Annotated in this window: 10 protein-coding genes; 4 read left to right on the forward strand and 6 right to left on the reverse strand. The window is 63.4% G+C overall.

Annotation, left to right across the window (positions count from 1 at the left end; translation table 11 throughout):
• Positions 1 to 68: 68 nt before the first annotated feature.
• Positions 69 to 2,027, forward strand: coding sequence for an ABC transporter ATP-binding protein (locus tag ASG84_RS09950; RefSeq protein ID WP_057476860.1), 1,959 nt, complete (start codon positions 69 to 71; stop codon positions 2,025 to 2,027).
• On the opposite strand, the gene ASG84_RS09955 is transcribed toward ASG84_RS09950, so the two are convergent.
• The 3 genes from ASG84_RS09955 to ASG84_RS09965 all read right to left on the reverse strand — a co-directional run bounded on the left by ASG84_RS09955 (position 1,949) and on the right by ASG84_RS09965 (position 6,782).
• Positions 1,949 to 2,938: an iron-siderophore ABC transporter substrate-binding protein gene (locus ASG84_RS09955; RefSeq protein ID WP_057476921.1), complete on the reverse strand. Its 990-nt coding sequence runs from the start codon at positions 2,936 to 2,938 to the stop codon at positions 1,949 to 1,951. The genes ASG84_RS09950 and ASG84_RS09955 overlap by 79 nt on opposite strands.
• A gap of 85 nt (positions 2,939 to 3,023) precedes the next feature.
• Positions 3,024 to 4,238 (reverse strand): lipase family protein, encoded by a 1,215-nt coding sequence (locus ASG84_RS09960; RefSeq protein WP_057476861.1) that lies wholly within the window; start codon positions 4,236 to 4,238, stop codon positions 3,024 to 3,026.
• A 231-nt stretch (positions 4,239 to 4,469) separates the two neighbouring features.
• Positions 4,470 to 6,782, reverse strand: coding sequence for an ATP-dependent DNA ligase (locus ASG84_RS09965; RefSeq protein WP_057476862.1), 2,313 nt, complete (start codon positions 6,780 to 6,782; stop codon positions 4,470 to 4,472).
• A 59-nt stretch (positions 6,783 to 6,841) separates the two neighbouring features.
• On the opposite strand from ASG84_RS09965, the gene ASG84_RS09970 reads away from it, so the two are divergent.
• The gene (locus ASG84_RS09970) at positions 6,842 to 7,270 is read left to right on the forward strand and encodes a type II toxin-antitoxin system Rv0910 family toxin (protein WP_057476863.1); all 429 of its coding nucleotides are present in this window, start codon (positions 6,842 to 6,844) and stop codon (positions 7,268 to 7,270) included.
• 88 nt (positions 7,271 to 7,358) lie between these two features.
• Here the strand turns inward: ASG84_RS09970 and ASG84_RS09975 are convergent, their stop codons facing one another.
• The 3 genes from ASG84_RS09975 to ASG84_RS09985 form a co-directional block, all read right to left on the reverse strand.
• Positions 7,359 to 8,729 (reverse strand): HNH endonuclease signature motif containing protein, encoded by a 1,371-nt coding sequence (locus ASG84_RS09975; protein ID WP_057476864.1) that lies wholly within the window; start codon positions 8,727 to 8,729, stop codon positions 7,359 to 7,361.
• 361 nt (positions 8,730 to 9,090) lie between these two features.
• Positions 9,091 to 9,495: a hypothetical protein gene (locus ASG84_RS09980; protein ID WP_057476865.1), complete on the reverse strand. Its 405-nt coding sequence runs from the start codon at positions 9,493 to 9,495 to the stop codon at positions 9,091 to 9,093.
• Entirely contained in the window at positions 9,488 to 9,868 is a 381-nt protein-coding gene (locus ASG84_RS09985; RefSeq protein WP_057476866.1) for a hypothetical protein, read from the reverse strand. The genes ASG84_RS09980 and ASG84_RS09985 overlap by 8 nt, the downstream gene beginning before the upstream one ends.
• A gap of 250 nt (positions 9,869 to 10,118) precedes the next feature.
• Here ASG84_RS09985 and ASG84_RS09990 point away from each other — a divergent pair, with 250 nt between their 5' ends.
• Positions 10,119 to 10,643 carry an MSMEG_0572/Sll0783 family nitrogen starvation response protein gene (locus ASG84_RS09990; RefSeq protein ID WP_057476867.1) on the forward strand — a complete coding sequence of 175 codons (525 nt, stop codon included), beginning with the start codon at positions 10,119 to 10,121 and terminating at the stop codon, positions 10,641 to 10,643.
• A 9-nt stretch (positions 10,644 to 10,652) separates the two neighbouring features.
• The gene (locus ASG84_RS09995) at positions 10,653 to 11,708 is read left to right on the forward strand and encodes an MSMEG_0568 family radical SAM protein (RefSeq protein ID WP_057476868.1); all 1,056 of its coding nucleotides are present in this window, start codon (positions 10,653 to 10,655) and stop codon (positions 11,706 to 11,708) included.

An 11,708-nucleotide genomic window follows, 5' to 3' on the forward strand; every position in this document is an offset into this window, starting at 1 on the left:
CTATGTCGAGGTTCTACGTTGACGATATGAGGGCGACGACATGAGGGCGAACATATGAGGGTGAAGACATGAGCATGGAGATGACCGCCTGGAACCAGATGTATCGGTCGATGAACAGGCCCGATACTCGGTCGTCGTTCTCGAAGGAGACGGCCCGCAGGATTCTGACGTTCGCGGCACCGCATCGCCGCGCTCTCGGCGGGTTCCTGGTGCTCAGCGTGGCCTCCGCCGTGCTCGCGGTGGCCACGCCGGTACTGGCCGGCCGGGTGGTGAACGCCATTGTCGACGGACGAGAGCTGCGCGTGGTGGTGCTGCTGGCAATCGCGATCGCGGCGATCGCTCTGGTGGACGCCGTGGTCGGTCTGATCAATCGGTGGCTCTCGGCGAACATCGGCGAAAGCTTGATCCTGGATCTGCGGACCGCGGTGTTCGACCATGTCCAGCGCATGCCGATCGCCTTCTTCACGCGAACGCGTACCGGTGCGCTGGTGAGTCGGCTGAACAACGACGTGATCGGAGCGCAGCGTGCCTTCAGCACCACGCTCTCGGGAGTCGTCAGCAACCTGGTGACGTTGGCGCTGACCCTGGTGGTGATGATCGGAATATCCTGGCAGATCACGCTTCTCGCGTTGATTCTGCTGCCGGTGTTCGTGCTTCCCGCTCGCCGGATGGGCCGACGCCTCGCACGGTTGCAACGTGAAGCGGCCGCACACAATTCGGCGATGAGCACACAGATGACCGAGCGCTTCTCGGCTCCCGGGGCGACGCTGGTCAAGCTGTTCGGTCATCCCGAGCAGGAATCGGTCGAGTTCGCGGTACGCGCCCGACGTGTACGCGATATCGGCGTCCGCAGTGCCATGGTGCAAACAGTCTTCGTGACGGCGCTGACTCTGGTCTCGGCGCTTGCTCTGGCCGTGGTGTACGGCTTGGGCGGCTTCTATGCCCTCCGGGGGTCTCTCGATCCGGGTTCGGTTGTGGCACTGTCGCTTCTGCTTGCGCGGCTCTATTCGCCACTGACCGCGTTGGCGAGCGCTCGCGTGGAGGTGATGAGCGCTCTGGTGAGTTTCGAGCGGGTTTTCGAAGTGCTCGATCTTGTTCCGCTCATCACCGACAAGCCCGATGCCAAGACTCTGCCTGCGGGTCCGGTGGCCGTCGAACTCGACGATGTTCGGTTCGCGTACCCCTCGGCGGACAAGGTCTCGCTTGCCTCGCTGGAAGAGGTGGCGACCTTGGATTCGCGCGGCGGAGAACAGGTTCTGCACGGTGTATCGTTCCGCGCCGAGCCGGGTCAGATGGTGGCGCTGGTCGGGTCCTCCGGTGCCGGCAAGTCCACGATTGCGCAGATGATCGCTCGTCTGTACGACGTCGACGGCGGTGCCGTCCGGCTCGGCGGTATAGACGTGCGCGATCTGACGGCCGAATCCGTCCGCGGCACAGTCGGAATGGTGACCCAGGACGGTCACCTGTTCCACGAGAGCATCCGGTCCAACCTGGTATTGCCGAGACCCGGTGCGACCGACGACGAAGTGTGGGATGCCCTATTCAGGGCCAGGCTCGCGGATCTCGTGCGATCCCTGCCCGACGGCCTGGACACGGTCGTCGGGGAACGTGGATATCGGCTCTCCGGTGGTGAGCGTCAGCGCCTGACAATTGCGCGGTTGCTGATCGCGCAGCCACGGGTCGTCATTCTCGACGAGGCCACGGCGTCACTCGATTCCACGTCCGAGGCCGCGGTGCAGGCGGCGTTGGCCGAGGCGTTGGAAGGGAAAACCTCGGTGGTGATCGCGCACCGATTGTCGACCATCAGGGCAGCAGACGTGATCCTGGTGATCGAGGACGGGCGAATCGCGGAGCGAGGCACGCACGACGAGCTCCTCGCGGCGGGAGGCCGCTACGAGGAGCTGCATCGGACGCAGTTCGCACAGTCGGGCAGGTCGGATCAGACCTCTCAGGGTGCCGGCACCACGGTGGACGGGTCGTCGTCGGTTGCCGCGGCGAGCATCGGGGTGAATCCGTCGATCGCGTAGTCCAGTGACAACGGGCTCGAATAGCCGAGAGCCGAGGGCAGATCGGTGCTGAACGAGCCGATGTAGACGGTTCGATCCTGCTTCACGACGTCGAGGGCCGCGATCAGTGGGTTCGTCTGGAGCTGCTCGCGGCTCTGGCCGGCGATGACGAGCACGTCGGTGTCGAGACGCCCGAGGTTCTCGGGACTGATGGTCTCGGAAGCGTCGGGAATCTCGAAGCCGAGGTCGGTGAAGAACAGGGCGCGGATGTCATCCTTGCCGAGCAGCAGGTAGCTGCCGTCGTCCATGACGAACGCGAGAGACAGTGACTTGCCGGTGAACTGGGGGTTGTCGGACTCGGTGGTGGCGAACTTCTGCTCGAGCGCGGCCGTCTGGTCCTGCGCTTCCTGACTCTTGCCGAGGGCTTCGCCGACGACCGCGAACTCCTCTTGCCAGGTTGCTGCGGGCACATTGTCGTAGCCGCCGATGTCGGCGATCGTGGGCGCCATTCCCGAAAGCTGGTCGTACTGGCCCTGATCGATGAACGAGTACGGCCCGAGGATCAGATCGGGTGCCTGCGCGGCGATCTGTTCGAGGTTGAGGTCGGTGCTGCCGACCTCGGGAATCTCGGTGCCGCCGAGCGCCTCCTGGGCCCACGGGCGCTGGCGGTAGTCGTAGCTCAGGTTGCCTCGCGTCGCGACGGGCTTGACTCCCAGCGCGAGCGCGAAGTCCTGCTCGTTGAACCCGATGGTCACCACGCGGGTGGGCTCGGCGTCGACGACCGTCTCACCGAACTTGTGCTCGATGGTGACGGGGAAGCCCGCGTCGCTTCCGGAACCATCGGATGTGGCGGTCGTATTGTCCGACGAACAGCCGACCGCCAGTGCCAGAACTGAGGCACCGGCGGCGACGAGCTGTACTGACTTCTTCATGTGATCTCCTCGCATGGAAACTTAGCGAGGTTAGCCTAACCGACCCTATGGGCCTTCGGTCACGTGCCCGGGTCGGACTGCGCGATCAGCAGTTGGTCGTGGCGGGTACTCCTGCGAATCGCTGATCGATCCACTCGAGCGCCTGCGGCAGGCCGAGTACCGCTGCGGTCAGGTGATCGTTGCTCGGCACCTTCAACTCGGTCACCAATACTCCGGCGCGGCAGTAGCGGGCAATCGTGTTGTCGATGGCGCTGACCGGAATCAGTGCATCGGAGGGGCTGTGCCACTCGAAGTACGGTGCCTTCGGCACGCCCGGGTACAGCTCGACACTGTTCTCGTTGACGGCGGCGATCATTTCCGGACTGTTGATCAGGTCCAGTGTGCCGGCGACCTCCATGGCACTCTTGCCCGCGCCCGCGGCGATGATGTCGTTGGTGCACCCGTTCTGGATCTTGCTCTCGATCTCCTTACCCACCGGGTTGAGCTGAGAGCTGATCGGGATGCGGGTGGGGTATTCGCGTTCGATTCCGAGAGCGGCCGCGAACGCCAAGCCGAACATGGGGTGCGGGGCGAAGCCGAGATCGCGGGCCATGCGCTCGAGGTTCATCGGAGCGCCGCCGTTGGCACTGCCGACGATGTTCAGCTCGGGTGCATAGTCGTTCTGGAGTGCCGCGGCCCATGCTGTCGCCATACCGCCACCGGAGTAGCCGGCCAACGCGACCGGGCTCTGCTGAACCTGGATGGGATCGAAGCGCTGCGTCGCGCGAATGCTGTCGAGCACGATCTGTCCGCCGAGCTTGGCGGCACCGTAGGCGCTTCTGGGTCCGAGGTGATCGGCGATGGCGACAGTCCAACCGCGCTGCAGTACAGCGTTGAGGGCGGGAGCCTCGCGGATCGCCAAATTGGGGTCGTTCGACCAGAGTGCTTGTGAAGGTGCACATTCGAGGCCGAGCGCATTGATGATGTGTTGGTAAGAAAGCAAGGGTCCGTTCGGCGCTTTGTTGCGCGGGACCATCACGGTGTTGATCGCCGCAATGGGATCACCCGCCGAATCGGTCGAGCGGAACTTGAGCTGCCATACGTCGATGTCGAAGAATCCGGGCGGTGGGGGCATCGGCCGGCTGGAGATCACGTCGCCCGGTTGCAGCGCCTCGAGATCGGCTGGCGCCGATGCGAATCCGTCCGCGATCGGGGTCGGCATCAGCGGGTCGGCCGCGGCCTGACCTGCACCGACGAGCGATGAACACAACACGGCCACAGCCGTTATAGTGGCAGCGCCGGCCAATTTGAAAACCCGCATGTAGTAATCCCCTCCGTGCCTGAATCAGAACGTCGTGCGCTCCGATGACCCGGCAAGCTCCCGAAGAGCCGGCCCGCAAATCGATATAGCTGACAAAGCGTGACGCGTTACGCTCCCCCCGGAAACGATAGAACGAACGGTACGCACTCAGCGATTCTATGGCAACAGAAGAACGGTCTCGGTGCCGGTTTTCTGGAAACGTGGGAGAAGCTGTGCCGCGCGGATGTAGCACTACTCGAGAATTACGTCATTCGGTGCCTTGTCCGGACGCAACCCGCGCCAACTCGGATGTCGTAGGTGCCCTGATTCGGTGGCTTCGTAGAACCGGACTTCGCCGACGAGAGTCGGTTCCACCCACACCGCACCCTTCCTGTCGGCGGTGGGCAGCACCGAGGAGAACGGACTCTCCGAACTTTCGAGAGGCGCGAGAAGGGCCGCAAGAGTGTCGAGTGCACGGTCGTCGAACCCAGTGCCGACGCGACCCACGTAGCGAAGGCGTTTCCCGTCGGGGATTCCCATCAACAACGAGCCGAATCCGCCCGCGCGACGACCTTGGCCCCGACGCCACCCACCGATCACGACTTCCTGCGTCCGCCAGTTCTTGTGTTTGATCCACGTGTGGGCGCGCTTGCCGGGTTGATAGACGGAGTCGGTTCGCTTGGCGACGACGCCTTCCCACCCGCGTTCTCGGCTTTCGGCAATGGCTTCTTCGGCGGAGCCGATCAGTCGCGGGGGCACCAGCACCGAGTCGAGTCCGGTGGTGAGGAGTTCGAGCAGCCGCCGTCGATCGGAGTACTTCTTGCGCAGCAGTGAGGTGCCGTCGAGGTAGAGCAGGTCGAAGGCGATGAATCGAATGTCGTCACGGTTCGCGTTCTGCAGCATCTCGAAGCTGCTGATGCCGTTGTCGTCGAACACCACCACCTCGCCGTCGAGGACGGCGTCGTGGTCGGCAAGGTCGTCCGCCAGAGACTGGAGCGCACCGAACTGCTCGGTGTAGTCGTTACCGCTGCGGGTGCGGAGCGTCATGGACCCGTGCATGAGTTCTGCGACGATGCGGAACCCGTCCCACTTGCCCTCGAACGACCACTCGTCGTCGTCCAGATTCAGGATGTCGCCGGCGGTGGCGAGCATCGGCGAGATGTTCTTGGGTGGGGGATTGTCGCTGGCCGCATCTTCGGTCGTCGCGCTGGTGTCGGGTGCGTCCTTCATCAGATGCATCAGCCATTGATCGCCCTTGGTGCGAATCAGAGCGAACCTGCCTCGAGCCTTCGATCCATTCAGGACGACTATGACTTCGTCGTCGCGCCACTTCTCGAGTTCGTACGTTCCGCTGTCCCAGATAGTGACGTCGCCGCCGCCGTACTCGCCCTTCGGTATCCGACCGGAGAACGTCGCGTACTCGAGTGGATGGTCCTCGGTGTGAACCGCTAGCCGGTTCTGTTTCGGGTCGTCCGGGATGTTCTTGGGGACGGCCCACGAGACCAGGACGCCGTCGTGTTCGAGTCGGAAGTCGTAGTGCAGGCGTCGGGCATGATGCTCTTGGATGACGAAGGTGTCGTTGTTTCCCTGCGGCTCGGCGGTCGCGGGCACCGGCTCGGGTGTCCGATCCGCGCTTCGCATGCTGCGGTATTTGGCCAGTTTGTCTGTGCTGGTGCCGCTTTCGGATCGTCTTTCGTTTGCATCCAGTGCGGGATCCAGGTCGGCGAGGTAGTCGCCGGTGTCGGTCAGTCGCTCGAGGACTTCCTCGAACCGAAGTTGTTGCAGTCCCGAGGATTCGAGCTCCTCCCAAGTGCGCGGTGCCGCAACTGTGGGAAGTGTTCGTCCCCGGAGCGAATACGGGGCGACCGTCGTCTTCTTGCCGTTGTTCTGGCTCCAGTCGACGAACACTCGGCCGGTGCGCTTCGCCTTGGCCATGGTGGCGGTCACCCGATCCGGTGAGCGCTCTTCGAGAAGTGTGGCAACACGTTTGGCGACGGTGGACGCGCCCGACGTCGACAACGGCTTCTCGAGCGGAACGTACAGGTGAATGCCCTTACTTCCACTGGTGACGGGATATGCCGTCATGCCGATCTCGCCGATCAGATCTCTTATCTCGCAGGCGACTTCGGCGCAACGGGCGAGGTCGACATCGTCACCGGGATCGAGATCGAAGACCATGCGGGTGGCGGGGCCGGGCTCGGTGCCGTCGAATCGCCACTGCGGCACATGTGCTTCGATGGCTGCCTGTTGGCCCAGCCACGCCAGATCTGCTGCGTTGGAGAAGAGCGGATAGGTGACAACGCGATCGGAATGCTGCATCGACCGGCGATCGAGCCAGTCGGGTGCAGACGCGGCGAGGTTCTTCTCGAAGAACGACGACTGGTCGACGCCGTTCGGCCAACGTTTGCGAGTGACGGCACGGCCGACGAGGTGCGGCAACATCGCATGCGCAACGGCGACGTAGTACTCGATGATGTCGCCCTTGGTGGTGCCGGTTTCGGGGAACAGCACCTTGTCGAGGTTGGTGACGGAGACCTTCCGGCCTTCGATCTCGAGCGTGGCCATCGTCTCAGGTTAGTGGTCGCCGTCTGAACCTGCGAGCAAGTTGTGACAGGCTCGATCCTATGGCGACGATCAGTGTCTCGGTACAGATGCCCGAGAGTCCGCAGGGCGCGTGGGACAAGGCTTCCGCGCTCGACCGGTTCGACGAGTGGATGACCATCCACGGCGGGTGGTGCAGCCCACCACCCAAGAAGGTCGGCAAGGGCACCGAAGTGGAGTCGCTGGTAAAGGTCAAAGGCTTCAAGAACACGATCAAATGGACCTTCACGCAATACGAAGAGCCCAAGCTGATCGAGATGTCCGGCCGCGGCAAGGGCGGAGTAAGAATCTCGCTCACCGTCCACGTGCGTGAGGCCGAGGGCGGTTCGGAGCTGACGCTCGACGCGAAATTCGGTGGGGGTGTGCTCTTCGGTCCGGTGGGATCGGTGGTGGCACGGGCTCTCGACACCGATGTCAAGAAATCCGTTGCGAACCTGGCGGCGTTGAAGTGAGTTATCTCTTGCTGAAGTAGTTGCACGACAATCTCTTCCAGCCCCGCACCGTGTTCTCGGTGCGGGGCTGGCTTGTTTTTATGTGTGCTCAGGCGATGTGGGGGCCGGCGCGGGCGTGGGATTGTCGGGGTTGTCGGTAGGGGTCGACGGTGGCCGGTGGGATGAACCAGGGGTGGTTGTCGGTACCGATGAACACTTCCCAGTCGCTGTGGTGGATGAGTCGGTGGTGGAATCCGCACAGTAGGACGAGGTTGTTCATGTCGGTGGGTCCGCCGTCGGTCCAATGCCAGATGTGGTGGCCTTCGGTCCAGGCGGCGGGTTTGCCGCAGCCGGGGAACGCGCAGCCGTGATCGCGGGCGGTGAGGGCGCGTTTCTGTTTCGCGTTCACGGTACGAGCGGTGCGAGCGAGGTTGATCGGGGAACCGTTCTCGTCCATGACGATCGCGGTCAGGATGCAGTCGCAGGCCAGTTGGCGGGACGTCTCACGGGAGAGCGGTCCCATCCACGGCAGCCACCCGACGGTAGTGCCGTCACCGAACAGATCCCGATACGCGCCACGGTCGGCTGACGGGCCGGTAGCACTGTCGCACCCGTCGCCGCTACCACTTCGGCTTTCTCGTGCATTGTCGGGTTCTGTTGCGGTGCTGCTGTTCTCGTAGTTCGAGTCCGTGTCGCTGTCGGTGTCGGTGTTCATGGTGCTGCGCAGGTTGGTGAGGTCGCGGAGGGTGATGTGGAGGTTGACGTGCGGCTTTTCTCCGCCTTCGGTGGGGCGGTTGCTGGAGGCGAGGTAGCGGTCGAGGATGTGTGCGAAGGCGTCGGCGCGGCGTTTGGCGGGGCTGCGTTCGTCGGGGGTGCCGTCGGCGGCGGGGTGGGGTTCGGTCAACGGTGAGAGGGCGGTGAGGAATTTTTCTCCGGTGATGGCGTCGAAGTCCATCTTCGCCACGAGGCGTCCGTTGAGGGTGGTGGAGGCGAAGAGTTCGTTGCGGTCGGTGTCGTCGGGTGGTTTCTTGTCGCCGTAGGTGTCGTGGAGTTTGGTGATCGCTGCGCGTAGTGGTCCGGTGCGGGCGTCGGGTCCGGTGGCGGCGGTCAGCAGTGCTGCTCGGGCGAGGTCCTGGCCTTCTTGGGGGAGGTTTTTCGGTGGTGTTTCGGCGAAGGTGAGGATCAGGGCGGCGTGGTCGACGGACGTCACGCCGGTGTTGACGGCGTCGGCGATGTCGGGGAAGTTCTTCAGTCCGCGGGCGAGGGCGACGATCTTGGTGGCTGTGCCGGGGGAGAGCAGGGTGGTGGAGGTCAGCCAGCCGGCGGGTCCGGGGAAGCCGAGTTTCTCGCGGCTGACGCGGGTGTCGATTTCGGCGACGAGGGCGATCCGTCGGGCTTCCATCAACTGGATGTGGTGGGAGACATCAGCAGCGTCGGCGAGGAGTTGCGCCTCGCTCAGTTGCCAGATCTCCGTTGTCATGGACCAAGTGTATCGAACGCGTGTTCGATACACAATGATAGTGGAATCGAAAACTATTGCCCTGCATAAGGATTCAGGAGGGCAGGCCTGTCGGTGGCCTGTGGTAGGGCTCTTGGCACAGCGTTTCAGGCCCCGTCGGGGTGTAACGGAAGTCGACCTCGGAGACGCATAGTGGCGTCGCAGTAGAGATCAATAGCAACGTCGAAGCCGAGGTGTCCCGCGGAAGCACCGAGCCGGGTTTCGAGGTCTGTGGACCGTTGGTGGTCTTCGAGTGCGTCAGCTCGCCGTCGCACTGCACGCTCCGCGAGCTTGGGTCGCGCGCTGCTATGGAAGAGAACAAGTGATCAATCGACGGTCACGCTTACTGCTGTCGAGTCCTTCGCAACCACCACAGTCCTGCGATGGGGAGCACCACCGGGATGAAGACGTAGCCGGATCCGAAGTGCGACCACACCGTCGGCTCCGGGAAGTCCTGGGGCTGGATGTAGCTGAGGATGCCGATGCCGATGACTCCGACGAGTTCGATGATGCAGGACACCGTCACCACGCGTCGGGATGCTTCGGTTGCCCTTGCCAGTCCCACCGTCGCGATGATGTAGACCACCGCAGCGAAGGCCGACAGGAGATACGCCACCGGGGCGTTGTCGAATCGGGTGGTGAGCTGCACGATCGAGCGTGATGTGGCGGCGACGGCGAACACCGCGTAGACGGCGATGAGGAAGCGCCCGAAGCCGGTGCGCGTCGCTTGCTGGAGGTTGTCAGGCATATCCGGCCCAAATCTGGCTCAGGCGCAGCACCATGGCTGCGAGGGTGAGGACGGCGACGAGCAGTACCGCTGTGCCGCCGCGGGAACGGTCGCCCAGGGACCACCACGTTCCCAAAGGAAGCAGGAACAGCAGTCCGACGAGATACGAGCCGAACGTCAACCGGTGTATTTCCCGATCCGAGGTGAACATCATGACGAAGCCGATGACGGCCTGCAGGGCCACGACGGCCTCGGTGGCGGCGATGGTCCAGAACAGGGCTCGATCCGACTTGTTCTTCAACAGAACGGGTCGGTTCGTGGCGAGCTTCACGAGCACCCAGATGCCCACTACCAGGGACAACGCGTACAACAAGCCGGTGACGGCGCCGATCATCGTGTTCCTCGTCCTGCTCGCAATGGATGGGTGGACCGGCCTTCACAGTAGCCGCGTAACACCACGTCAACACTGTGAGGCCCTCGAAACACGGCGTTGTTCCGAGCGTGACCAACCGGAAATGGATGGGGCTTGTACTTGTTCCATGGCCGAAGAGGATCTGCTCTCTCGCCGGACATGACCTCTCTTCCTCAGGTGGCCATAGACGCCCACCGCATCCAGCCCGCTCTGCGAACCTCAGGAGACACCAGTGTCAGAACTCGACCAGTCCATCGCCGAGAACATCAAGAAGTCCCTCGAAGAGATCCCGCACCCTTCACTTCCCAAGGGCAGCAACATCTACGGCTCCACCAAGATCTTCCCCGACTACAAGGCCGAGAACGGTGAAAGCTACTTCACGCTGGTGCATGGTATCGCCCACGAATCCTCGGTCTCGTTCGTCGCGGTACTCCAGGCGACACGTGCCCTGCGTAAGGGCTTCGAGTCGGCCATGTACTTCTACGGCCCCGGGGCCATCAATTGTCTTGCCACCCGCGGCTTCCCGACCACCGGTGACTCCGGATTCCCGGGCGAGCAGAACATCAACGACTCCCTTGCGACGTTCATCGCCGAAGGTGGCACCGTGTTCTGCTGCCGCTTCGGGCTGGCTCTGCACGGCGGTCGTGAAGAGGACCTCATCGAAGGTGTCATTCCGGCCCACCCCCTCGACGTGCAGGACGCGCTGATCCACTACGCGCGCAAGGGTGCCATCATCAACTCGACCTACATGGTCTAGGAGTTCGTCATGTCGGTCAGTACGCGTGTAGATCTGGCGTTGCTCGGAATCCGAGGATCCACGCCGGTCTCGAGAACGGCAGGCGCCGGGCCGAGCGACGACGGGCATGTCACCATCGATGGCCTCGGCGCAGCCATCCCCCGCAACCCGCTCAGCCCGTACGTGCTCGAAGAAGGGCGAGTGTTGTTCGACGGCAACGACATCGGTCTCGATGTTCAGGCCGTCGACCGTCCGAAGTTCTACGACCTCGCCACCGCCGACGGAATCGGCTACGAGAAGATAGCGAAGCTCCACGGTTCCAGCGTTCTCGCGACGACCGTGGTGCAGACCTGCATCCGTTACGACGCTGATCAACGCTGCCGCTTCTGCTCCATCGAGGCCTCGCTCGAGGCCGGCGACACCATCGCCGTGAAGACCCCGGCGCAACTGGCCGAGGTGGCGGAGGCGGCGGTACGGCTCGACGGCGTTACCCAAATGGTCATGACGACAGGCACTTCGGCCGCGAAGGATCGCGGTGCCCGTCATCTGGCCCGATGTGTGCGCGCCATCAAGGCCGTGGTTCCTGACCTGCCGATTCAGGTGCAGTGCGAACCTCCGGGTGATCTGCAGACGATTCAGGATCTGTACGACGCCGGAGCCGAATCCATCGGCATCCACGTCGAATCTCTCGACGACGAGGTTCGACGCCGGTGGATGCCGGGCAAGGCGTCGGTATCGATGGACGAGTACCGCGCGGCCTGGAGAGAGGCAGTCCGGATCTTCGGTCGCAACCAGGTCTCGACCTACATTCTGGTCGGCCTCGGTGAGGATCCGGACGAGTTGGTTTCCGGTGCTGCGGAACTCATCGAGATGGGCGTGTATCCCTTCGTCGTTCCGTTCCGTCCACTTGCCGGAACCTTGGCAGTGGATGTCGATCGTGCGACGGCCCCCAGCCCAAACGTACTGGAAAGCGTCACCCGACGCGTCGCCAAGGAACTCCAGGCAGCAGCGATGCTCGGCTCCGATCAGAAGGCAGGCTGCGCGGCATGCGGTGCGTGCAGCGTCCTGCAGAATGCGGGAGGCTGA

Source organism: Rhodococcus sp. Leaf278, assembly GCF_001426085.1.
Classification (GTDB): Bacteria; Actinomycetota; Actinomycetes; order Mycobacteriales; family Mycobacteriaceae; genus Rhodococcoides.